Origin of the sequence: Haemophilus parainfluenzae T3T1 (assembly GCF_000210895.1) — a bacterium.
GTDB lineage: Bacteria > Pseudomonadota > Gammaproteobacteria > Enterobacterales > Pasteurellaceae > Haemophilus_D > Haemophilus_D parainfluenzae_A.
In genome coordinates this window covers 1,020,033-1,045,075 of the sequence record NC_015964.1, presented here as the reverse complement: position 1 = coordinate 1,045,075, position 25,043 = coordinate 1,020,033, and the positions used below count along the sequence as shown (strand labels likewise).

Annotated in this window: 23 protein-coding genes; 3 read left to right on the top strand and 20 right to left on the bottom strand. The window is 39.3% G+C overall.

Annotated features, from left to right (window positions below; all coding sequences use genetic code 11):
• Positions 1–17: 17 nt before the first annotated feature.
• Together PARA_RS05235 and PARA_RS05230 are read right to left on the bottom strand one after the other, a co-directional pair.
• Positions 18–2,186 (bottom strand): heavy metal translocating P-type ATPase, encoded by a 2,169-nt coding sequence (locus PARA_RS05235; protein ID WP_014064858.1) that lies wholly within the window; start codon positions 2,184–2,186, stop codon positions 18–20.
• Positions 2,173–2,382 (bottom strand): heavy-metal-associated domain-containing protein, encoded by a 210-nt coding sequence (locus tag PARA_RS05230; RefSeq protein WP_005696754.1) that lies wholly within the window; start codon positions 2,380–2,382, stop codon positions 2,173–2,175. The genes PARA_RS05235 and PARA_RS05230 overlap by 14 nt, the downstream gene beginning before the upstream one ends.
• An 80-nt stretch (positions 2,383–2,462) precedes the next feature.
• On the opposite strand from PARA_RS05230, the gene cueR reads away from it, so the two are divergent.
• Positions 2,463–2,849, top strand: coding sequence for a Cu(I)-responsive transcriptional regulator (cueR, locus tag PARA_RS05225; RefSeq protein ID WP_014064857.1), 387 nt, complete (start codon positions 2,463–2,465; stop codon positions 2,847–2,849).
• Between the two features lies 1 nt (position 2,850).
• Here the strand turns inward: cueR and metJ are convergent, their stop codons facing one another.
• Entirely contained in the window at positions 2,851–3,168 is a 318-nt protein-coding gene (metJ, locus tag PARA_RS05220) for a met regulon transcriptional regulator MetJ (protein ID WP_005696757.1), read from the bottom strand.
• A gap of 227 nt (positions 3,169–3,395) precedes the next feature.
• Between metJ and aqpZ the strand changes: the two genes are divergently transcribed.
• Positions 3,396–4,085, top strand: coding sequence for an aquaporin Z (gene aqpZ, locus PARA_RS05215; protein WP_014064856.1), 690 nt, complete (start codon positions 3,396–3,398; stop codon positions 4,083–4,085).
• A 112-nt stretch (positions 4,086–4,197) separates the two neighbouring features.
• On the opposite strand, the gene galU is transcribed toward aqpZ, so the two are convergent.
• The 8 genes from galU to PARA_RS05175 form a co-directional block, all read right to left on the bottom strand.
• Positions 4,198–5,085, bottom strand: a complete 888-nt coding sequence (gene galU, locus PARA_RS05210) for a UTP--glucose-1-phosphate uridylyltransferase GalU (RefSeq protein ID WP_014064855.1) — start codon at positions 5,083–5,085, stop codon at positions 4,198–4,200.
• Positions 5,086–5,311: 226 nt separating this feature from the next.
• The gene (gene csrA, locus PARA_RS05205) at positions 5,312–5,503 is read right to left on the bottom strand and encodes a carbon storage regulator CsrA (protein ID WP_014064854.1); all 192 of its coding nucleotides are present in this window, start codon (positions 5,501–5,503) and stop codon (positions 5,312–5,314) included.
• 78 nt (positions 5,504–5,581) lie between these two features.
• Entirely contained in the window at positions 5,582–8,206 is a 2,625-nt protein-coding gene (gene alaS / locus PARA_RS05200) for an alanine--tRNA ligase (RefSeq protein WP_014064853.1), read from the bottom strand.
• Positions 8,207–8,392: 186 nt separating this feature from the next.
• Positions 8,393–8,818, bottom strand: a complete 426-nt coding sequence (gene uspA / locus PARA_RS05195; RefSeq protein WP_014064852.1) for a universal stress protein UspA — start codon at positions 8,816–8,818, stop codon at positions 8,393–8,395.
• Positions 8,819–8,921: 103 nt separating this feature from the next.
• On the bottom strand, positions 8,922–10,214 hold the full coding sequence (gene pepP / locus PARA_RS05190; protein WP_014064851.1) for a Xaa-Pro aminopeptidase: 1,293 nt from the start codon (positions 10,212–10,214) through the stop codon (positions 8,922–8,924).
• A gap of 12 nt (positions 10,215–10,226) precedes the next feature.
• Positions 10,227–10,775 (bottom strand): YecA family protein, encoded by a 549-nt coding sequence (locus tag PARA_RS05185; RefSeq protein WP_014064850.1) that lies wholly within the window; start codon positions 10,773–10,775, stop codon positions 10,227–10,229.
• A 111-nt stretch (positions 10,776–10,886) separates the two neighbouring features.
• Positions 10,887–12,533, bottom strand: coding sequence for a chaperonin GroEL (gene groL / locus PARA_RS05180; RefSeq protein WP_005696764.1), 1,647 nt, complete (start codon positions 12,531–12,533; stop codon positions 10,887–10,889).
• 22 nt (positions 12,534–12,555) lie between these two features.
• Positions 12,556–12,846, bottom strand: a complete 291-nt coding sequence (locus PARA_RS05175; protein ID WP_005629492.1) for a co-chaperone GroES — start codon at positions 12,844–12,846, stop codon at positions 12,556–12,558.
• Positions 12,847–13,067: 221 nt separating this feature from the next.
• Between PARA_RS05175 and aspA the strand changes: the two genes are divergently transcribed.
• Positions 13,068–14,486, top strand: coding sequence for an aspartate ammonia-lyase (gene aspA, locus PARA_RS05170; protein WP_014064849.1), 1,419 nt, complete (start codon positions 13,068–13,070; stop codon positions 14,484–14,486).
• 84 nt (positions 14,487–14,570) lie between these two features.
• Here the strand turns inward: aspA and PARA_RS05165 are convergent, their stop codons facing one another.
• The 9 genes from PARA_RS05165 to bamA all read right to left on the bottom strand — a co-directional run bounded on the left by PARA_RS05165 (position 14,571) and on the right by bamA (position 25,018).
• On the bottom strand, positions 14,571–15,620 hold the full coding sequence (locus PARA_RS05165) for a transferrin-binding protein-like solute binding protein (protein WP_041918226.1): 1,050 nt from the start codon (positions 15,618–15,620) through the stop codon (positions 14,571–14,573).
• Positions 15,621–15,783: 163 nt separating this feature from the next.
• A complete protein-coding gene (locus PARA_RS05160; protein WP_014064847.1) occupies positions 15,784–17,637 on the bottom strand; it encodes an SLC13 family permease in 1,854 nt (617 codons plus the stop codon).
• Positions 17,638–17,672: 35 nt separating this feature from the next.
• The gene (gene rnhB, locus PARA_RS05155) at positions 17,673–18,275 is read right to left on the bottom strand and encodes a ribonuclease HII (RefSeq protein WP_014064846.1); all 603 of its coding nucleotides are present in this window, start codon (positions 18,273–18,275) and stop codon (positions 17,673–17,675) included.
• On the bottom strand, positions 18,268–19,437 hold the full coding sequence (lpxB, locus tag PARA_RS05150) for a lipid-A-disaccharide synthase (RefSeq protein ID WP_014064845.1): 1,170 nt from the start codon (positions 19,435–19,437) through the stop codon (positions 18,268–18,270). Before lpxB ends, rnhB begins: the two co-directional genes overlap by 8 nt.
• 95 nt (positions 19,438–19,532) lie before the next feature.
• A complete protein-coding gene (gene lpxA, locus PARA_RS05145) occupies positions 19,533–20,321 on the bottom strand; it encodes an acyl-ACP--UDP-N-acetylglucosamine O-acyltransferase (RefSeq protein WP_005696773.1) in 789 nt (262 codons plus the stop codon).
• A 23-nt stretch (positions 20,322–20,344) separates the two neighbouring features.
• Entirely contained in the window at positions 20,345–20,794 is a 450-nt protein-coding gene (gene fabZ, locus PARA_RS05140) for a 3-hydroxyacyl-ACP dehydratase FabZ (RefSeq protein ID WP_014064844.1), read from the bottom strand.
• Between the two features lie 95 nt (positions 20,795–20,889).
• Complete coding sequence (gene lpxD, locus PARA_RS05135) at positions 20,890–21,915, bottom strand: UDP-3-O-(3-hydroxymyristoyl)glucosamine N-acyltransferase (RefSeq protein WP_014064843.1); 1,026 nt, start codon at positions 21,913–21,915, stop codon at positions 20,890–20,892.
• 12 nt (positions 21,916–21,927) lie between these two features.
• Entirely contained in the window at positions 21,928–22,536 is a 609-nt protein-coding gene (locus PARA_RS05130; protein ID WP_014064842.1) for an OmpH family outer membrane protein, read from the bottom strand.
• Positions 22,537–22,639: 103 nt separating this feature from the next.
• The gene (gene bamA, locus PARA_RS05125; RefSeq protein ID WP_014064841.1) at positions 22,640–25,018 is read right to left on the bottom strand and encodes an outer membrane protein assembly factor BamA; all 2,379 of its coding nucleotides are present in this window, start codon (positions 25,016–25,018) and stop codon (positions 22,640–22,642) included.
• Between the last annotated feature and the right edge of the window lie 25 nt (positions 25,019–25,043).

Genomic DNA, 25,043 nt, shown 5'->3' with positions numbered 1-25,043 from the left:
TTCATATCGCCTTTTTCTTATTTAATTTTCACTCGTTTTAATCGCAATGCATTGGATAGCACAGAAAGCGAACTCATTGCCATGGCTGCTCCTGCCAAAACAGGACTTAAGTAGCCTAATGCCGCAAGTGGAATACCTAGCACATTGTAAATGAGGGCAAAGAATAAGTTTTGTTTAATATTCTTTAATGTTGCTCGAGAAATCATTAAGCCATCGACTAACTGATCAACCGAATGCTGCATCAGTGTCGCCGATGCGGTTTGCTCTGCAACATCAGAACCCGATTTCATCGCAAAGCTTACATTAGCCATCGCTAACGCTGGTGCATCATTCACACCATCACCAACCATTGCCACCACTTTGCCTTGCTGGCGTAATGCCTCAATATAAGCGGCTTTGTCACGTGGACTACAATTACCTTTCGCGGTTTTCACACCTACTTGCTGAGCAACATAATCAACGACAGATTGCTGATCGCCACTCATCATCACCACATCAATATTATGTTGATGTAAGCGTTGAATCGCTTGCAAACTATCCTCTTTTAAACTGTCTGCTAATGCAAAGGCGCCAATTGGACTGTTATCTACAGATACCGCAACAATACTCGCAATTTGCCAAATTTGAGGCATATTATCTGGTAAGGTTAATTCACAATAAGTCGGCTTACCTACTTTAACCAAACCTATTCCGTCAATGTGAGCTGAGATGCCCATACCTACTTCTGAATGAACTGAAAATGCGGTCGGAATTTCAAGTGATTTTTCCTGTGCTGCCAGGACTATCGCTTTAGCTAAAGGGTGATTGGCATTTTGCTCAACGGAAGCCGCAATACGATATAAATCTTCCTCAGAATAGACCGCACTTTGTGGTTGCCAAACAGCGGTGATTTTGAGGTCTCCATGAGTTAGCGTACCAGTTTTATCTAATACCACCGTATCCACATGGGCTGCCTCTTCCATAGATGCAGCATCTTTAAACCAAATCCCTGCATTAACTGCTTTTCCCATACCAACCATTATGGCAGCAGGTGTAGCAAGCCCTAACGCACAAGGACAAGCAATAACTAACACAGCAACCGAATGAATTAAAGCGGTTACCCAATCTCCTTTTATCCACCAGGTTAATCCAAATGTTATCGCAGAAATTAATAACACGGCAGGTACAAATACTGCAGCGACTTTATCAGCAAAACGAGCAATCGGTGCCTTTGTACCTTGCGCCTCAGAGAGCGCTTTCATCATATCGCCCAATAGGGTTTGCTGACCGAGTTGATTGGCTCGATAAATAAGGCTACCTTGTGTCACCATTGCCCCCGCAAGCACAGGACTTTGAGACATTTTTTCTAATGGTTGAGATTCACCGGTTAAATGACTCTCATCGCACCAACCACTCCCCTGTTCAACTATACCATCAGCTGCAATACGTTCACCTTGATTAGCTCGTAAAATATCACCTATTTTTACTTGATCTAGAGGAATCGTTTCCCAACGATTTTCACGTTGAACACTAACTTGTTTTGGGGTGAGTTGTAATAATAGCCCTAAACTGTTTAAGCTTTGTTTCTTCGTTCTTTCCTCAAGAAATTTCCCAAGGCTGACGAAACCAATGACCATCACCGATGCTTCAAAATAAACATGAGATGCACCATCATGCCCCATTGGCTGATGATAAAACAGCATAAAGACCGAATAGAGATAAATCGCCAATGTACCTGTACTCACCAGTACATCCATATTAGCCAAACCACCTCGAATACTACCAATCGCACCTTTATAAAAAGGGATGGCTAACCAAAGTTGTACAATGCTAGCAAGAACAAATTGCCACATTGGCGGCATCATCCAAGAATGATGATTAAGCATCATCCCGATCATTCCGATTAAAAAAGGAATATTAATCAACAAAAGCAACCATAAACGCAGACTAATCTTCGTTTCATTAGATGCACTAGGCAGCACATTTTGCTTTAGAATGCCATTAAATCCAGCTTTTTGAATAATTGTCAAAATATCTTGTTCTGAAGCCTGAGATGAATCAAATACGACATGCGCTTCCTCTGCCGCAAAATTCACACCCGCTTCAGAGACAAAATCTTTTCGATTCAGCACCTTTTCAATTCGATTCGCACAGGATTGGCAAGTCATTCCCTCGATTTGAATGGCTATTTTTTTATTCTGTTGCATCAAAACCTGCGTCTTCAATTGTTTCAATTAATTGTGGAATACTGACCGCACTTTCATCAAAGGTAACCACTGCTTTACCATCATCAAGTGTTACTACGGCTTTTTCTACGCCATTAAGTTCTTCCAACACTCTTGTGACGCTTTTCACACAACCACCACAAGTCATTCCTGTTACATGTAATGTAATTGATTTCATATTTACTCCTTAATTATTGATATAGATTGAAATTAAGCTTACTATAAACCTTAACATAAGGTTAAGGTCAAGGATTTTTTATGAACATTAGTGAAGTAGCAAAATTAGTGGGTTTATCAAGTAAACAAATTCGAGATTATGAAAAGTCCGGCTTATTAAAGCCTGCCCAACGAAGCCTTTCGGGTTACCGTCATTATGAAGAAAAAGATTTAGAACGACTACGTTTTATTCGTCATTCTCGAGATGTTGGGTTTTCACTCCAACAAATTCACCAACTTTTGCAATTACAGGATAATCCTAATCGTAGTAGCCGAGAAGTTAAAGCGCTCACGACGCAGCATATTAAAACATTGAATGAGCAAATTCGTCACTTGCAAAAAATGGTAGAGGAATTAGAACGATGGCATAACGCTTGTCAGGGCAATGATTGCCCTGAATGCAGTATTTTGGAAGGATTAAAAGGATAAATTAATATTCCCAGCTTTCAGGATCGATACCTAAATCACGCATGATCTCTTTGGCATTTTCAGGAATCTCATCATGGCGTTCTTTCATTAAATCTGCATCAGTCGGTAATGGCTGCCCCGTAAAAGCATGCAAGAATGCCTCACAAAGCAATTCACTATTTGTTGCATGGCGCAAACTTTTCAGCTGACGACGCGTACGCTCATTCGTCAAAATTTCCAATACTTTAATTGGAATAGACACTGTAATTTTTTTGACCTGTTCGCTCTTTTTGCCATGCTCTGCATAAGGGCTAATATATTTGCCATCCCAGTTTGCCATAATGCACCTTAAATAACCTGATAATTTATCCGTATTTTAATGAAAAATAAGCAAAATGACAATCTAGACGGCTAAAAGTATAGCATGCTATTTCCCTTACATTCACTTACAAACATTTACAATAATTTGCAGAACTAAAAACCATTACCTTTGACTAAATGCCTGTTGCATTCGCAATACATTATTGTTATTTGAAGATAACGACATGTTTAATATTGAGGTCTATTATGTCAAAAAAACTTTTTGCTGAATTCTTCGGCACATTTTGGTTAGTGTTTGGTGGTTGTGGTAGTGCAATCTTTGCCGCTTCTGTCAACCTAGGTATCGGTTATGTAGGCGTTGCATTTGCGTTTGGTTTAACCGTATTAACCATGGCTTATGCTGTAGGTCACATTTCTGGTGGTCACTTTAACCCAGCTGTAACACTTGGTTTAGTGGCAGGCGGTCGTTTCTCTGCGAAAGATGCTCTTCCATACATCGTTTCTCAAGTAGTTGGTGGTTTAGTAGCGGGTGCTGCACTTTATCTTATCGCATCAGGTAAAGCGGGCTTTGATGTGACTGCAGGTTTTGCATCTAATGGCTACGGCGAACACTCTCCTGAAGGTTATTCTTTAGAAGCGGTATTCGTAGCAGAAGTATTATTGACTGCATTCTTCTTATTAATCATCATGGGTTCAACTCATAAAAATGCAGCTGCAGGTTTTGCGCCAATCGCAATTGGTTTAGGTTTAACTTTAATCCACTTAATCAGCATTCCTGTATCAAATACCTCTGTAAACCCGGCTCGTAGTACTGCAGTTGCGGTATTCCAAGGTTCTTGGGCAATCGACCAATTATGGTTATTCTGGGTTGCGCCAATTATCGGTGGTATTTTAGGTGGTATTATCTACCGCACTTTATTAGCGAAAAATAACTAAGATTTCGTTTATAGAGAAAGAAGAAGGCATCATCAGATGCCTTCTTTTTTATCTTTTATATTGTCTAATCCAAATATATAAATAAAAACCACCTTTCGGTGGTTTCAGTCAATTATAAGGTTTTTGCAAGATCTTTTAGGAAAGCTTTAAACTCTTTGCCTAATTTATCATGGCGAAGACTATATTCTACAAAGGCTTCCATATAGCCAATCTTGTCACCACAGTCAAAGCTTCTGCCTGTCATATGGAATGCTTCAACGGTCTCTTTCTCAATAAGCATATCGATTGCATCCGTTAATTGGATTTCATCACCTACACCAACTGGTGTTTTTTCTAATAAATCCCAAATCGCCGCAGAGAAGACATAACGTCCAACAACAGCAAGATTTGATGGTGCCTCTTCAACAGATGGTTTTTCAACAATGCTGTTAATTTTAACGCTATCACCACCTTTTAATTCTACTCCACCACAATCCGCGATACCATAGCTACTCACTTCATCGGCAGCAACAGGCGCTACCATGATTTGGCTTGCTTGTGTTTCTTTAAAACGTTTAATCATTGCTGAAAGATTTTCTTTCTTTTGATTTGCCGTAAAATCCGCTAAAAGCACATCAGGTAACACCACTGCAAACGGCTCGTTTCCAACGACAGGACGACCACATAACACCGCATGGCCCAAGCCTTTCGCATTCCCCTGACGAACATGCATGATAGTTACATCTTTAGGACAAATAGAACGAACCTCTTCCAAAAGTTGACGTTTAACACGTTTCTCAAGCATTGTTTCCAATTCAAAAGACGTATCAAAGTGGTTTTCAATCGCATTTTTAGAAGAATGTGTGACTAAGACGATTTCTTTAATGCCTGCAGCAACACACTCATTCACAACATATTGAATAAGTGGTTTATCCACAAGCGTTAACATTTCTTTTGGAATCGCTTTCGTTGCGGGTAACATTCGAGTACCTAAACCTGCTACGGGAATAATGACTTTCATTGATTTTCCTTTTTGTTTAAATATTCAATGACCACACTTCTGTAACACAAAAGTGCGGTCATTATTTATTAAATTTTGATAGATTTAAGTTGGAAAAGTTCCTTCTCTACCTTTATAACTCAAATTTCCGTTATTTTTAAAATCTTGCAAACCAATGGGTTTAATTTTTTGAAAAACGTTAATTAAATTATAAACAGAATGTAAAACATTCATTAAACTCGTTGGTCTAAGATGCCTCATCTATATGTTCATCTTTTGACTGCAGAATTCGTTGGTAAATTTCCTCTCGGTGAACGGATACTTCTTTAGGCGCTTGTACACCGAGTTTGACCTGGTTTCCACGTACACTCAAAACCGTGATAGAAATATCGTCTCCAATGAGAACACTTTCGCCAACTTTTCGAGTTAAGATTAACATCTTTTATCTCCTTAGTTTGCATTTATTAGATATCCCTATCAATCAAGTAAAGATCGGCATCCCACCGACCTGCTTGTACTACAGATTATTGCTTAACCAGTTTTGTGCGACAGTTAATGCTAGATTCACATTTTCTGGTTGGGAGCCTCCTGCCATTGCCATATCCGGGCGACCACCGCCTTTCCCACCAACTTGCTGAGCCATTAAATTCACTAGCTCACCAGCCTTCACTTTAGTAGTTAAATCGCTTGTTACGCCAACGACGAGGTTGACTTTATCATCTAAAATAGATGCAAATACAATTACGCCTGAACCAAGTTGATTTTTTAAATCATCAACCATCACACGTAACGATTTAGTTTCAATTCCGTCTAGTTGATGTACGATTACAGAAACATCATTAATTTTAACCGCACTTTTCACTAAATCGGACCCCGCTTGCATTGCGGCTTTTTCTTTTAATCCTTGTAATTCTTTTTCTGCTTTCTTCGCTTTATCTTGAAGTTGCTGAATTTTCTCAACAAGGGTATTAACGTCAGATTTAAATAAATCTGCACTTTGAGTAAGAATGCGTTGTTGATTATGTAACCAATTAATTGCATTTTCACCCGTTACCGCTTCAATACGACGAACACCTGCTGCAACTGCAGTTTCCGCCACAATTTTAAATAAACCGATATCACCGGTACGTTTAGCATGAATGCCACCACAAAGTTCAACGGAGAAATCTCCCATTGTTAAAACACGTACCACATCAGAATATTTTTCACCGAATAACGCCATTGCACCTTTTGCTTTTGCCGCTTCGATATCCATCACGTCCGTTTGAACCACAAAATTCTCACGTACTTTCTGGTTTACCAACGTTTCAATTTCGTTAAGCTGTGCTTTGGTAATCGCTTCCGGATGAGCAAAGTCAAAACGTAATGCGGTATCGGATACTAATGATCCTTTTTGCACTACATGGTGACCTAAAACTTGACGCAATGCGGCATGTAATAAGTGTGTTGCAGAATGGTTAAGCGACGTTTGATGACGTCTTGCTGCATCCACAACCGCGTTGACTGTTTGCCCAACTTTTAAGGTACCCTGTTCTAACTCACCAATATGACCAAATACTTGACCATATTTTTGAGTATCTTTTACATTAAACTGAATACCTTGAGAGGTTAAATAACCACTGTCACCAATTTGACCACCTGATTCCGCATAGAATGGAGTATTTTCTAAAATCACCACAGCACTTTGGCCTGCAGTAATACTGTCTACTGATTTTCCATCATGGAAAAGTGCGGTCACTTTGGCTAAAGATTCTGATTCAGTATAACCTTCAAATTTCGTTTCACCTTCTACACGAATAACATTGTTGTAATCCATGCCGAATTGGCTTGCAGATTGTGCGCGTAAGCGTTGTGCTTCCATTTCACGCTCAAAACCTGCTTCATCAATTGCAATATCACGCTCACGACATACGTCTGCAGTTAAATCAAGTGGAAAGCCATAAGTATCATAAAGTTTAAAGGCAACTTCACCTGACAACACACCATCTTTCACTTGAGCAAGCGCATCGTCTAATAAGCTTAATCCGCGCTCTAATGTACGAGCAAATTGTTCTTCTTCTAAACGAAGTAATTTTTCGACATTAGCTTGTTTTTCTTTAACTTCTTTTCCTGCTTCCGCCATGACTTCAATTAAAGTCGGCACAAGTTTGTAGAAGAAGGCTTCTTTTGCCCCTAACAAGTGGCCATGACGCACTGCACGACGGATAATACGACGTAATACATAACCACGACCTTCGTTTGATGGAATTACGCCATCTGCAATCAAATATGCACAAGAACGAATGTGGTCTGCAATTACACGTAATGATTTATTAGTTAAATCCGTTGTTCCTACAACTTCTGCCGTTTTCGCAATTAGTTTTTGGAAAATATCGATCTCATAGTTAGAGTTTACATGTTGTAATACAGCAGAAATACGCTCTAAACCCATCCCGGTATCAACCGATGGACGTGGTAATTTTTCCATTGTGCCGTCTGCTTGACGGTTAAATTGCATGAATACCACGTTCCAAATTTCGATATAGCGGTCACCATCTTCTTCTGGAGAACCCGGAGGCCCCCCCCAAATATGATCACCGTGATCGTAGAAAATTTCAGTACATGGACCACAAGGACCTGTGTCACCCATTGCCCAGAAGTTATCTGATGCATAAGGCGCACCTTTGTTATCACCGATACGAATAATACGTTCTGCTGGCACACCAACTTCTTTATGCCAAATATCATAAGCTTCATTATCGGTTTCATACACGGTTACCCATAATTTTTCTTTTGGTAACCCGAGCCATTGTGGAGAAGTCAAATACTCCCAGGCAAAATTAATCGCATCATGTTTGAAATAGTCACCAAAACTGAAGTTGCCGAGCATTTCAAAGAAAGTATGGTGACGCGCCGTATAACCGACGTTTTCTAAGTCATTATGCTTACCACCTGCGCGCACACAACGTTGTGCTGTTGTCGCACGTGAGTAAGGACGTTTATCCATACCAAGGAACACGTCTTTAAATTGGTTCATCCCGGCATTGGTAAAAAGCAATGTCGGATCGTTTTCAGGCACAAGTGAACTACTTGCGACGACCTGATGCCCCTTGCTATGGAAAAAATCAAGGAATGACTGTCTAATTTCTGCTGTTGTTTTCATTGATAAAACCTTGTGTCTCTATCTCGATCACGATTTATAAAATAAGCTCACTATTCTTGCATATTTTGACCTAGAGAAAAAGGCTTTTTCACTGATCTTAAAAAGAAAACCGCACTCTACTGCATTAATTGAGAAGTGCGGTTAAAATTTACGTTATTTTAATGGGGCTAAAATAATTTTTGATCACTATTCGTCGCGAAGTGGCACAACCAACATATCAATTTTAATCGTATTCATCACTTGACGTGTTGAAGACATTAATTTACTCCAGAAATCTTGGTGATGACCTGTCACTAGTAGATCTACATCATACTGATCAATAGCGTCCGTCAAAACTTGACCTAAATCACCGCTACCGCTCAATTTTTCTTTTACTGGATAACCAGCATGTTCTGCTAAATTAATTAGCGCTTTTTGTGTTTCGCTCGAAATTCTATCTTGCATTGATGACATATTGACATCAATTAAACCAGTATAGAGATCCGAGAAGTTTACATCTACGTGGATAATGGAAAGCTGCGCATCATTGCGTTTTGCAATTCCCACGGCTTTTTTGAGTAGAAATTCACTTTCATCAGAAAGATCTACCGCAACTAAAACGTGTTTATACATAATCAACTCCTTACCGATTTAATTGACTTTTTTTATCTGACTGCATAGTAACACTTTGGTTGTAGGAAAAACTTGCACTAGATCACAAATTTGAGAATTTTTCTCAATTTTTCATTAAATTCTCAATGTCATTGATTTCTTTTGGTGCCGCAGCTGTCAGATTTTTGTTGCCGTATTCAGTCATCAACAAGTTATCTTCAATACGGACACCAATGCCTTTATATTGAGCTGGTACATCCGCCTCTTCTGAAATATAAATACCTGGCTCAACAGTGATGATCATCCCCACTTCAAGCGTACGGCTACGATCATCATCATAGCGACCAACATCATGCACATCTAAACCAAGCCAATGGCCTAAACCATGCATATAAAATTGGCGATAAGCTTTCTCTTCAATCAGCTTATCTACATCCCCTTTCAGGATGCCTAAATCAACCAAGCCTTGAGTTTTAATACGAATCACTTCGTCATTCGCCAGTTTAATCGAATTTCCTGGCACTAATAGCTCAATCGCGCGTTTTTGAGCCTTTAAGACTAATTCATAAATCTCACGTTGAGGCTGGGTAAATTTACCATTCACAGGGAAAGTACGCGTGATATCCCCTGCATACATAGCAAACTCACACCCTGCATCAATCAACACAAGATCACCATCTTTTAATGGTTGATCATTTTCAGTGTAGTGCAATATACAAGCATTATCTCCTCCCGCAATAATCGAATTGTAAGACGGAAATCTAGCACCATGACGATTAAATTCATGCAGAATTTCGCTTTCTATTTCATATTCAAAACGATTTGGGCGAGTCACTTGCATCGCTTTAATATGTCCGAACGCAGTAATCTGTCCCGCTTGCTGCATTAAGCGAATTTCGTTTGGAGATTTGATTAAGCGCATTTCACTTAACATCGGCTGCCAATCAAAAACAGCGTAAAATTTCACCGCACTTTCAGCTAATAATTGATCGCCCCAAGGATGACGATCGGCCACATGATAAAGAGCGGTCAATTTTTCCGTTAATTTTGGAAATTCTGTTTTGAAATCATCAATAGAATAGGCTTCATCGACATTGAGTTTTTGCGGTGCTCGCTCAACGCCTAATCGGCGACCATTCCAGGTTTCAAGCAAAGGATCTCGCGGACGAAGAAATACAACCGTTTTTTCTGACTCTTCCGTTTTAATCAATAATAATGCTGCATTGGGCTCATTAAATCCCGTTAAATACCAAAAGTAACTGTCCTGACGGAAAGGAAAATCACAGTCGTTATTACGACGTTTTTCAATTTCAGAAAATAGCAACAAGGCAGAATTTGGCTGCATTTGCGCGAATACTTTTTGACGACGTTCTGTAAATTCCTCTTGCGGTAATGCCGCCATATATGCGAGATCCATGTTTCGCTCCTTTTAATGTAATATCGGTTTTATTTCTTGTGCATCATCGTTGAAATGGGTGTAAAACAACATCGCAATGGTGCGAACATATTCAATAATTTCTTCTAAGGCTTCGGCAAGCTCTTCTTCGTCATCTTCTTCATCATAACCAAGCTGACAAATATCTTGTAAATCATCTACCGCTTCGCCAATTTCGCCTTTTTCCTTATCCAATTCTGTCTGAACAAGCCCTAAACCCAGTAAAAATTGGTTTGCCCAGTCTGATAGACTGTCTGCGCGAGCAAACACGCTATCATCTTCTGTTAAGCCCAATTCAAAATCAAACCCTTCTACATCCGATAAGGTTTTACCAATCTGCTCATAAATTTCGGTAATTGGCTGAATTAATGCGGTTGGGTAGGCGTGATTATCGTTACTGAATTGATATAGAAGTGGTAACCAGCTTTGGTCTTTCAGTCCACCACAAATTAAGCCACTCAAAAAACCATGTAATTCAGTTGCATTAATACCAATACCGGCAGATTTGAGTTGTTGATTAAGTTCAGTTTGGGAAATTGTCATTGTTATACCTATAAAATCATCGAAAACCATTAAAGTGTAGCACCACACAAATAAAAATGCGATCGCATTTCTATAAAGAAAAACGATCGCACTTTCTTTTGCAAAGGGGAATTACATCATTCCGCCCATGCCTCCCATACCGCCCATTCCGGCAGCACCTAAATCGGCTTTATCATCTTTTGGAAGATCAGTAACCATACATTCTGTGGTGATCATTAAGCCCGCTACAGAAGCCGCGAATTGTAACGCAGAACGAGTTACTTTAGTTGGATCTAGAATACCCATTTCGATCATATCGCCGTACTGTTCAGTACCCGCGTTATAACCGAAGTTTCCTTCGCCATTTTTAACCGCACTTGCCACAACCGATGCTTCTTCACCTGCGTTAGTGACGATTTGACGAAGTGGCGCTTCCATTGCACGTAATGCAAGTTTAATACCTACATCTTGTTCTTCGTTATCACCTTTTAAGGTTGCCGCTACTTTGGTTGCAGCACGAACTAATGCAACACCACCACCCGCAACGATACCTTCTTCTACCGCTGCACGAGTTGCGTGTAATGCATCATCCACACGATCTTTTTTCTCTTTCATTTCAACTTCAGTTGCTGCACCAACTTTGATTACAGCCACACCGCCAGCAAGTTTAGCTACGCGTTCTTGAAGTTTTTCTTTGTCATAATCAGACGTTGATTCTTCGATTTGCTGACGAATTTGAGCTACGCGACCTTTGATTTGTGCTTCATCACCCACACCATCGATAATCGTGGTATTGTCTTTGTTGATAACAACACGTTTCGCTTGACCTAAATCTTCTAATGTCGCTTTTTCAAGTTCCATACCGATTTCTTCAGAAATCACAGTACCTGCTGTTAAGATCGCAATATCTTGTAACATTGCTTTACGACGATCACCAAAACCAGGTGCTTTCACTGCTGCCACTTTCACAATACCGCGCATAGTGTTCACTACTAAGGTTGCAAGTGCTTCACCTTCGATATCTTCAGCTATAATTAATAATGGTTTACCCGCTTTTGCCACACCTTCTAATACTGGAAGTAATTCACGAATGTTTGATACTTTTTTATCTACTAAAAGAATGTATGGATTATCTAATTCAACAGTTGCCGTTTCTGGTTTGTTGATGAAATAAGGTGATAAGTAACCACGATCGAATTGCATCCCTTCCACAACCGCTAATTCATCATCAAGGCCTGTACCGTCTTCTACGGTAATCACGCCTTCTTTACCCACTTTTTCCATTGCTTGAGCAATTAATTGACCCACAATGCTGTCAGAGTTAGCAGAAATTGTCCCTACTTGCTCAATTTCTTTAGAGGTTTCGCAAGGTTTAGATAAATTTTTAAGCTCAGAAACAACCGCACTTACCGCTTTATCAATACCGCGTTTTAAATCCATTGGATTCATGCCCGCAGCCACAGCTTTTAAACCTTCATTTACGATAGCTTGAGCAAGAACTGTTGCAGTCGTAGTACCGTCACCGGCTGCATCATTGGCTTTAGAGGCAACCTCTTTCACCATTTGAGCACCCATGTTTTCAAATTTATCTTCTAATTCAATTTCACGTGCGACAGATACACCATCTTTAGTGATGGTTGGTGCACCAAATGATTTATCTAAAATGACATTGCGACCTTTAGGGCCAAGGGTCACTTTTACTGCATCTGCTAATACATTCACGCCTTTAAGCATTTTTACGCGTGCATCGTTACCAAATTTTACGTCTTTTGCTGCCATTTTCTTTTTTCCTTAATTTAAATTATTCCACAATCGCCAAAATGTCGTTTTCAGAAATGATTAACACTTCTTCACCATCGATTTTTTCACTTTTCACGCCATAACCATCATTGAAAATGACTGTATCGCCAACTTTTACATCTAAAGGTTGAACGGTGCCATTTTCCAAAATACGGCCTTTACCCACTGCCAATACTTTCGCACGGGTTGATTTAGTCGCTGCTGAGCCGGTTAATACGATACCGCCAGCTGAACGAGTTTCTACTTCTTCACGTTTAATGATTACACGATCGTGTAAAGGACGAATATTCATGATTAATTTCCTTCTTATTAAAATAAAGTGTCTTAAATGTGGGGATAACTTTTCTGCTTTCAAGGGGATAAATAAAAAAATTTTCCCCTAAAAAAATTTATGCGAGAAATGAAAATATCTCTTACACCTTTTATTTGAAATGTGATCCATATCAAATTTATTTTCAATGTAAATTCCTATAATTACCTCAAATTAATTAACAACCAAAAAAGGTGATTAAAATGACTCAATACAGAAAAGAAGTGGATTTATTAGGTGAACGTGATGTGCCAGCTGATGCATACTGGGGTATCCATACCTTAAGAGCGGTTGAAAACTTCAATATTTCTAATGTAACCATTTCTGATGTACCGGAATTTGTTCGCGGCATGGTAATGGTTAAAAAAGCAACTGCCCTAGCGAATGGTGAATTAGGTGCTATTCCAAGTGATATTGCAAAAGCAATTGTAGCAGCTTGTGATGAAATTCTTACCACAGGGAAATGCTTAGATCAATTCCCATCTGATGTATATCAAGGTGGCGCTGGTACTTCTGTCAATATGAATACCAACGAAGTGGTTGCTAACCTCGCGCTTGAAAAAATTGGTCATAAAAAAGGTGAATATGATGTTATTAACCCAATGGACCACGTGAACGCTAGCCAATCTACCAACGATGCGTATCCTACCGGTTTCCGTATTGCGGTATACAACAGCATTTTGAAACTTATCGACAAAATCCAATACTTACATGATGGTTTCGATAATAAAGCAAAAGAATTTGCTAAAATTTTGAAAATGGGCCGTACTCAATTACAAGATGCTGTACCGATGACCGTTGGTCAAGAGTTTAAAGCCTTTGCCGTATTACTTGAAGAAGAAGTACGTAACTTAAAACGTACCGCTGAGTTACTCCTTGAAGTCAACCTTGGTGCAACAGCAATCGGTACTGGTTTAAATACACCAAAAGGTTATACAGAATTAGTAGTAAAATACCTTGCTGAGGTAACTGGATTACCTTGCGTACCTGCTGAAAACTTAATCGAAGCAACATCTGACTGTGGTGCTTATGTCATGGTTCACGGTGCATTAAAACGTACCGCAGTAAAACTATCTAAAGTATGTAACGACTTACGTTTACTCTCTTCTGGTCCACGTGCAGGTATTAAAGAAATTAACTTACCTGAATTACAAGCAGGTTCTTCTATCATGCCTGCAAAAGTGAATCCTGTTATTCCAGAAGTGGTAAACCAAGTTTGCTTTAAAGTAATTGGTAACGATACTACTGTTACTTTCGCATCTGAAGCGGGTCAATTACAATTAAACGTAATGGAACCAGTGATTGGGCAAGCAATGTTTGAATCTATCGACATCTTAACTAATGCTTGCGTGAACTTACGCGATAAATGTGTAGACGGTATTACTGTAAACAAAGAAATTTGTGAAAACTACGTATTTAACTCAATCGGTATCGTGACTTACTTAAATCCATTTATCGGTCACCATAATGGCGACTTGGTGGGTAAAATCTGTGCTCAAACCGGTAAAGGCGTACGTGAAGTGGTATTAGAAAAAGGTTTATTAACCGCAGAACAATTGGATGATATCCTTTCTGTAGAAAACTTAATGAACCCAACTTACAAAGCGAAATTAAATAAATAATCTCGCAGAGAGATAAAAAGAGCGGTCAATTTTGACCGCTCTTTTTTCTTAACATCTCGTTAAAATATGATTAATGGCACTCAATTACCATTGATGTCTCGCACTAAATGCGCCACTGAAACCTTCTCTCTGATTGATATAAACACCACCCATTTCATTAGCATTTTCACCAAAGAATGCGCCTTGCAGTTTTGTATCATTTTTTGTACCACTGAATTGGTTTCCAGAGATAGTTCCTTCTAATTCAGCGAGTACATTATTATTCTTCGCTGCACTGGTATGAACTAGGTGGCCAGCAACTGTTTTATCTTCAAAATTTGCCGTCATATCAACACCCACAATACCAAATCTTGGAGGAGCGCCCTCAACAGGATCAAGAGCACCTTCAAGTAGTGTATCATTATTCACATGGTAGCTACTCAGGCCAAGATAACGAGCTGTGCCACTTTTCGGAATATTATCTGTCGGAGTGAGTTCACCTTGGATATAAACGTAGGTTTTTCCATCTTTTTTGCTTTGATAAATCCCATTTTGCATACTGTCTTGGAAAACTACACCATTAACAAAAGCCCCTGTACTTAAATGAATTTCTCCATCCTTATCCACATAAGTATATGCTGGATTCACACCCTCTGGCGCAATATCAATGCGTTTACCATTAATGTTTAAGACGTAGATATTATCCGTTGATAATTGATGTACTTTTGGATTCTCAATTCTGTCAGTGTTATAGTGGCTGCGAAACTCATAAGCAATCCCATTAAATTTACCAGTTGTTGGAATAGCGTAATCTTTCGCTGATGATGGGTGCCCTTTACTTAACGGTCCCTTTTCAATTATTGTCAAGTGAGGTCGGGTTGATTGTTTTTGGTTATTTGATTCGTTTGTTTGATTTGCTGAATCATTTTCTGATGCAGATTGGTTTGACGAATTATTTTCTGATGAAGATTGGTTTGACGAATTATTCTCTGATGAAGATTGGTTTGACGAATTATTCTTTGATGAAGATTTATTCGGTTGGAAAGTTGCAACATCATTAGAAGATGGGTCATAACTTTCTTCTTGGCTAGATGAACAAGCAGATAATCCCATAGCAAGAGCTATAGCTAATGCGGAAAGTGTTACTTTTCTCATAAAGGAATTCCTCGACTAAACGGTTAAAAATAAAAGATAATCACTATTTATCATCATAGATGATGCAAGGTAGCATAACAAAAAATAATCTAGTAAACAACTCAAGAATTAATAAAGAGTAAACTATGAGTAAATGAATTTATATTGTTAACTAGTCTTTCATTTAAAATGGAAACAATATTGGCACGATAAAAACAGTCACCAGCATAACAATTAAGGTAAAAGGTACGCCAATTTTAATAAAGTCAGCAAATTTGTAGCCACCAGGTCCCACCACCATGGTATTTACCGGAGAAGAAACTGGAGTCATAAATGCAGCAGAAGCCGCAATCGCGACCACCATCGCAAATGGCACAGGAGACACATTAAGTTGCTGAGCAAGAGAAATCGCAATGGGTGCCATCAAAATTGCAGTGGCTGTATTCGAAATAAACAGTCCAACTAATGCACAAAATATAAAGAGCACAATCAATACAGGATACATTCCCCATCCATCAATGATTTGTGTAAACCATTTCACAGCAAACTCTACTCCTCCAGTTTTTTGAAGTGCGGTCGAAAATGGCATCATTCCGATAATCAGAATAAGGCTCGGCCATTGAATGGAGTCATAAGCACTTTTCGCATCCACACAACGGAAATAAGCCAACATTAAACAACCAATCAAGGCAGCCACAACATTCGGCACAACACCTGAAACCATTAATACCACCATGGTTAAAATGGATAGTAAGGCAAGTGGTGCTTGACGTTGAGCTGGTACAGCGCGTTCCATTTCTTTCGGATAATTCAATACCAGGAAATCTTTTCGACGATCACGCATCGCTTGAATAAGTCGCCAATCGCCAATCACTAAAAGCAAATCACCTGAGCGATATTTTTCTTTAAAAGCATCACTCAACACCACACCATCTCGTTTAATCCCAACCACATTTAAGCCATATTTTGTACGGAATTGTAACTCTGCAGTGGTTTTACCAATACAGGCAGAGTTCGGCACAATAATTAACTCGGCCATTCCAATGGAACGTGCCTGCTGATCAAACGATTGTGATTTAATTTCGGCTGGCTCTAGATGAAATTCTTGGCAAAACATATCGAAATTAAAATCACAGCGTTCCAAATCCACCATGAGAATATCTTTTGCTTTTATCTCTGAGGTGCCAAGTGGCATGATGTAACTTGGACGGAAATGTTTCCAACGCTCAATCGCCAACACATTTAGTTGATAGCTAGAACGCAAATGAAGTTGGTCTAAGGTTTTACCTACGAAAGGAGACGTGCTTTTCACCACCAAACGTTTGGTACGATCTTTTAAACCATATTCATTAATTAGCTCATTCATGGAGCTCTGCATGGTATCTTGATTGCTTTCATCACTATTATCCGAAAGCCATCGACGAGCGATAAGCATATAGCCCATACCCAACACTAAGATCAGTAATCCGATCGGGGTGAAATCAAAAAACTCAAGACGAAGATTGGTATCTTTTACTAACTCTGCATTCACCACAAGGTTAGGAGCTGTCGCGATTAACGTCATCATCCCACTGATTAAACCTGCCACACTTAATGGCATCATTAAGCGTTTTGGGGAAATATTCATTTGACGGCAAATCATCATCACAACAGGGATAAACACTGCAACCACGCCAGTAGAACTCATAAATGCACCTAATCCAGCCACTGAAAGCATCAGTAAAATAAGTACCTTGGCTTCACTATTTCCTGCTACTTTCAAGATGCCATCGCTCACGCGATAAGCAATTCCTGTACGGACTAAACTTTCCCCTACAATGAAGAGTAAAGCAATGAGGATAATATTAGGATCACTAAAGCCAACTAAGATCTCCTGGATACTGAGAATACCGCTTAGATAAAAGGAGAGCATCACCAATAATGCCACCACATCCATACGAATTTTATTATGTACAAATAAAATAATGGCCGCACCAAGCAGTATTAATGTCCAAAACAATGGACTCACCCAAAGTGCATGCTCAAAAATGGTATTCATACGCTATCCTTCAATCTTAAAATCTTTCAAGCTCGCTAGTCTTCTATGCCTAGCGCTTTCTTCACAGGTGAAAAACTTCGACGATACTCTGGTAAAGGGCCCAGTTCCGCTAATTTTTCCAAGTGTAATTTGGTTGGATACCCTTTATGTTGAGCAAAAGCATATTCAGGATACTTTTTATCTAATTCTTCCATTTCCTGATCGCGTGCGACTTTTGCCAAAATAGAGGCGGCACTAATTTCCGCCACAAGTGAATCCCCTTTCACTACCGCTTGAGCTGGTAAACTAAGGTTAGGCGGAATGCGATTGCCATCCACCAACACAAAGTGCGGTTGAATTTCTAAGGCTTTTACGGCTCGTTCCATGGCTAACATAGAGGCATGAAGAATATTCAATTCATCAATCTCGGCTGGCTCTGCTCGCCCCATTGCCCAAGCTAAGGCTTTCTCTTTAATTTCTGCTGCGAGTGCAAGACGTTTTTTCTCGCTGAGCTTTTTAGAATCTGCTAAACCAGCAATCGGGTTATTCGGATCTAAGATCACTGCAGCCGTTACAACTGCCCCCACTAAAGGGCCTCGGCCAACTTCATCCACTCCTGCAAATAATTGATAACCTTCAGGATAAACAAAATCAGTCATGTTTTTGCTCCAATAAATCAATCACAGCTTGTGCGGCTTGGCTATCCGCATCACATTGAATTAATTTATGCAACTCTGTAAAACGCTGAATTAAAACACTGCGAGATTTGACCGCACTTTCGTCATCGCCTAAATACTGAGAAAGTTGTTCTGCTAATTTTTGCAGTTCGCAATCTTCTTGAATCATTTCTGGCACAAGCATTTCATCCGCTAACAAATTAGGCAATGAAATATATTTTGTTTTGACCAATCGTTTTGCCAAGAAATACGTGAAAGGTTTCATTCGATACCCCACTACCATTGGCGATTTACACAACATTGCCTCAAGCGCTGCGGTACCCGAAGCAAGTAAAGTCGCTTCGGCAGCAATCATCACTTGGCGTGCTTTACCATCAATTAAATGCATATCGAGATCAGGTGCAATCCGAGCCTTTATTTCCTCAAATTGCTGGCGACGTTTTTCATTCACCAAAGGGACTAAAAACTGTAAGTCTGGATATTTTTCTTTTAATAACAAAGCAGTTTTTAGAAATGGTTCAGTAAGAAACCCGACTTCGCTACCACGGCTTCCCACTAAAATGGCAAGGTACCGTCCTTTTTCATCAATACCTAAGGTCTGGCAAGCTTCCGTTCTATTTGGTTTTAATGGAATCGCATCTGCCATGGTATGGCCAATAAAACGACAAGGCACATTAAAACGATCATAAAAGGCTTTTTCAAAAGGAAGAAAGGCTAATACTTGATGGGTCGCTTTGGCAATTTTATAAATACGATTTTGACGCCAAGCCCATACAGATGGACTCACGTAATGAATGGTTTTAATCCCTTTTTCTTTTAATTTTAGTTCAACGGTAAGATTAAAATCCGGCGCATCAATACCGATAAATACATCCGGTTTAATAGCAGAAAGTTGTTCGATGACACTGCGACGAATTTTAAGCAATCGAGGTAAATGTTTAAGTACTTCTACTAGGCCCATGACAGAGAGCTCTTCCATATCAAAAAAGCTTTCAAAACCTTGAGCAATCATTCTCTCTCCGCCAATCCCGACAAACTTAGCTTGCGGATAGTGGCATTTAAGCGCTTGAATAAGACCTGCACCAAGAATATCACCAGACACTTCACCGGCAACAATCGCAATAGTCGGATTTTCTTTTATCATTAAATTTATCCTAAAAAACGACCGCACTTTGAACAAATCATAGTGCGGTCTCTCTGTTATTCATCATTTTCTCTTAATGAGAAAAGAAACGTTAATTAACGAATAATGCCACGGGTAGAACGTTTGAAGAACTCCACAAAGAAACTAATTGCAGATTCAGTTTGTGCAATTTGTTCAATTTCCGGCAATACTTCTTCAAGGGTTTTACCGCTACGGTAAATCATTTTATAAACATTACGGATAGCATGCATGGTTGGTTTATCAAAACCACGACGTTTTAATCCTTCAAGGTTAACACCAAAAGGCTGTGCATGGTTACCTTGTGCCATCACATAAGGCGGCACGTCTTGGCTAACCATAGAGCCACCACCTAGCATTACGTGCGCACCGACGATCACAAATTGGTGAATCGCAGACATACCACCTACAATAACAAAATCATCTAATTCAACGTGACCTGCAAGGGTTGCATTGTTTGCCAAAATACAGTTATTTTTGATTTGGCAATCGTGGGCAATGTGGACATTGATCATCAATAAGTTGTTGTTACCAATACGTGTTACACCACCACCTTGGATAGTACCACGGTGAATTGTCACATGTTCACGAATCAGGTTGCCATTACCAATAATGGTTTTAGTTGCTTCGCCCTTATATTTTAAATCTTGGTTTACTTCACCAATGCTAGCGAATTGATAAATCTGGTTATCTTCGCCAATCACGGTGTCGCCTTTCACGACAATGTGAGAATTTAAAACTGTACGCGCTTTAATCTCAACGCTCCCTTCAATAATACAAAAAGGACCGATAACAACGTCTTCGCCAATAACTGCGCCATCAGCAACAAGCGCGGTTGGGTGAATTTTTGCACTTGGGTGGATCATACTTACCCCTTAATTTTCTTTAATTATCGACGAGCACACATTAATTTGGCTTCACAAGCTACTTCACCGTTTACGGTTGCAATACCTGTGAATGCTGTAATACCACGACGTTCTTTAATCACTTGAACGTTCAATTCCATTTGATCTCCAGGTAATACTGGGCGTTTGAAACGCGCTTCATCAATACCTGCGAAATAGAATAATTCGCCACCTTTTAATTCATGGGTTTTAAATGCAAGGATCCCCATTGATTGCGCCAAAGCTTCAAGAATTAACACACCTGGTAAAATTGGCTCTCCAGGGAAATGACCGGTAAAACAAGGTTCGTTTACGCTGATATTTTTAATTGCTTTTAACCATTCACCTTCTTTGTAGTCTAACACACGATCCACTAATAAAAATGGATAACGATGTGGCAATAAGGTCATAATTTCTTTTGCTTCAATTACTTTACTTACTTGATTCTCTGACACGTCTAATACCTTTAAAATAAATAACAATAAAACGCTGGAATTATACGATATTTCTGTATAAAAATAAAACGCACCCTAGGGTACGTTTTAAAATCTTAGCCAAGTTTTTTCTCAAGAGCTTTCAATCGTTTATTCATACCATCAATTCCCAAGGTAAGTGCGGCTGTTTTTCGCCACTCTTTATTGGTTTGCAATGGAATACCCGATGAGTACACACCGGGTTCAGTAATTGGGCGCATCACCATACCCATGCCTGTCACCGTTACTTTATCGCAGATTTCCATGTGACCATTAATCACACTTGCTCCGCCAATTAAACAATAACGACCGACTTTTAAGCTACCCGCCATAATTACACCGCCAGCCACCGCTGTGCCCGTGCCAATATGAACGTTATGGGCTATTTGACAAAGGTTATCAATGATGACGTTATCTTCAATGACTGTCGCGTCTAAGGCACCACGGTCAATACAAGTACAAGCACCGATTTCGACATTATTACCAATAATCACTTGCCCTACTTGTGGAATTTTCACCCAGCGGCCACGATCATTCGCATAGCCAAAGCCATCACTACCAATGACTGCACCTGATTGAATTAAGCAATTTTGTCCAATTTCTACTTCATGATAAATGCTTACGTTTGCCCAAAGCTGTGTACCTGCACCAATTTTGGTGAATTTACCGACAAAACAACCTGTGCCAATAATCACGTTATCGCCTAATACAACACCTTCTTCAATAACGGCATTTGCACCAATTGATACATTTTCACCAATTGAAGATTTTTCAGAAATAACCGCACTTGGGTGGATATTTTGAGCAGCTTTCGGAGTGGTATCCATATATTGAGCTAATACGGCGTAAGCAACATAAGGATCTTTAACGATAAGTAAATTACTTTCAGGTGAGCAAAATTCCACATCCGCTTCTGACACCACAAGAATACCTGCTTTAGATTCAGCTAATAAAGGGCGAAATTTTGCATTAGAAATGAACGTAAGCTGATTTGCATCTGCTTTTGAAAGAGCAGCAATACTATTAACGACAACGTCGGCGTTACCGCGAGGGGTGCCGCCGACTTTTGTTGCTAATTCCTGTAAAGAATAGGATTTTTGCATTATGAGAACCTATTATTTTTTCTCTTCAGTTTTCGCTGGTTCCGCTTTTTCAGTTGCTGGAATAGATTTTAATACTTCTTCAGTAATATCTTTACCATCTACCGCAAATACGACAGAGTTTGCATCTAAAACATAAGTATAACCTTTAGCTTTAGCTAAATTATTCGTTGCAACTTGAATGCTTTCCAATAATTTACCACGCTCTTCAGTTTGACGTTTTTCGTTTAACTCTTGGAACTCTGCCACTTTTTTATCTTGCTCTTCCATTAATTTACTTAATGCAGCTTCTTCATCTGAACCGAATTTAGTAATTTCGTCTTGACGCTTTTGAATTTCAGCTTGACGTAAACGAGGTGCATCTTTTTGTAACGCTGCAATTTTTGCTTCTACTTTTTTACGAGATGCCACGATTTTATCATCAATTTCTTTTTTGCTTGCAGCAAGTTTATCTGCCATTGGTTTAAATTCAGCATCTAATTTATCAGCTACAGCTTGGCGATCTGGGTGATTTTGGAATAAATAACCCGCGTTGATGAATGCGATATTTTCATCTGCAGCAGCAAAACCTGATGCAAGTGCTAGACCTAAAGAAAGTGCGGTAACTTTTAGTACGTTTTTCATATTTGAATTTCCTTAAATTAGTTTAGTAAATTTTTCTGTATCAGCTAACTCACTGACACAGAACAAAGATTTTGACTTAAATAGAATATAAAAGTTCAATTTATTAGAAAGAACCACCAATACTAAATTGGAATTGTTCTACATCATCATTCTCATATTTTTTGATTGGTTTCGCGTAAGAGAATACCAATGGTCCAATTGGTGATTGCCATTGGAAAGCAACACCAGTTGAAGCACGAACTCTACCTGCTTTGCTGTAATCAGGTAGTGTTGCATAAATCGGAGATGATTTTAAGCCTTCTTTATCTGATTTCCATTTTGTATTCCAAACGCTCGCTGCATCAACGAAAAGGGAGGTTCTTACACTATTTTGACTTTTATCTCCAACAAATGGTGTTGGAACAATAAGTTCCACGCTTGCTGTAGCCATCGCGTTACCACCAACAACATCAGTGCTTTGATACCATTGACCATATTTGTCTTGATAAATCGCATTCGGACCTACCGCACCGTAAGCAAAGCCACGTAATGAACCGATACCACCAGCCGTATAAAGTTGATAGAACGGTACACGTTTACCACCTAAGCCATTTGCATAAGAGGCGGTTGCTTTTCCTGATAACACCCAACGGTGATCACGATCTAATGGGTAGAAACCTTGAAGCTCAGCGCTTAATTTATAATATTTATTGTCAGATCCTGGAATGGTTACGCGACCACCTAGATTTGCTTTTACCCCTTTAGTTGGGAAATAGCCACGGTTTAGGCTGTTATAGTTCCAACCAAATGAGAAATCAAAATCATTAGTTTTGATTGAGTTTCCAGTCAAATTCATTGACTTCATGTATAAATCACGGTTGTACTCATACGCGAAGTTGCTAATTTTATTGTAAGTATAACCTAATCCCACATAATACGAGTTATTCTCATTGACTGGGAATCCTAATGTTACATTACCGCCATAAGTCGTACGCTTATAGGTTGATGAAGTATCACTTTTCGAGTTGTCGTAAGTTTCATAGAACACGTTTCCACCTAAACTTACGCCATCTTTAGTAAAGTATGGTTCCGTATAACCTAAGTTTACACTTGTACCGTAGTCATTACGTGTACCTGCTAAACTTACCGCAGCGCCCGTTCCCAAGAAGTTATCTTGTTTCACACTTGCTTGATAGCTAAGTCCACTTTCTGTACCATAACCGATACCAAAGTTGATACTACCCGTATTACGTTCTCTGACCTTATATACTACATCTACTTCATCGTTAGAACCTTGGATTGGTTCAATACGATTTTCTACGCTTTCAAAGAAGCCTGTTCTATCTAAACGCACTTTACCTAACTCAACTAATTGTGAGTTATACCAAGTTCCTTCTTGCTGACGCATTTCTTGACGCAATGTACTATCCGCAGAAACCGTATTACCTTCAAAACGAACTTGACGTACAGATAGACGACGACCAGCATCCACAACAAATGTTAAAGCCAGTATTTTATTCGCATCATCAAAAGTTGGTACAGAATTAACTGTTGCGCTACCATAACCTCGCTCGCCTAATTTATCTTTAATTAAGCTTTCTACGTATTGCACATCTGAACGTCTGAATGTTTCGTTTAAGTGAAGCTCGCGCAATAATGGTTGTAACTCATTAGCCATACCACCTAAGTTACCAACAATACGGGCAGAACTTAAATTGTATTTTTCACCTTCACTTACATCAATGGTCACATCTGCTTTTGTATGATCTTCATTTAATTGAACATCTGTTTTAGTCACTTTTGCTTTTGCGTAACCATTATTTTGGTAGTAATCTTGGATAGCTTGAACATCTTTATCAAACTGAGAACCATCAAACTTATTACCCCAAAGTTTCCACCAAGAATCTGGTTGAAGCTCCATTTGTTCTTGTAACTTACTGCTCGAAATCGCTTCGTTTCCATTAAAAGTCACTGAACGGAGTTTTGCCGTATCATCTTCATCAATTTGAAGAGTAATTTCTGCGCGATTATTTGGTAAAGTCGTCACAATTGGTTCAACTTTCGCATTATAACGGCCTACACTCTTATAATGTTCTCTTAAGGTTTTCGCAAACTCTTCTAATTTCGCACGATTTAATACATCACCACTTTTGAACCCATTTGCATCAAGATTTTGTTTTAAAGCTTCTGTTGGAATAGATGAATTGCCTTTAATATTCACTTCAGAAATGATTGGTTTCGCGATAACGCTCACAACTAACGCATCACCATCTTGGAAAGCTTTGACATCATCAAACTGTCCACTTACAAACAATGAACGTACAATATTGGCTACGTCTTTATCCGTTACACGCTGACCGCTACGAACAGGAAGGCTCGCTAGAATTTGTTGTTCTAAGTCTCCTTGAGCACCGTCAACACGAATGTCTTTTGCTACAAATGGTGCCGCAAATACACTCGTTGTAGTACCGAATAATAAACTTGCGATTAGAAGTTTTTTCATCGACTTTATCCTATAAAAAATAATA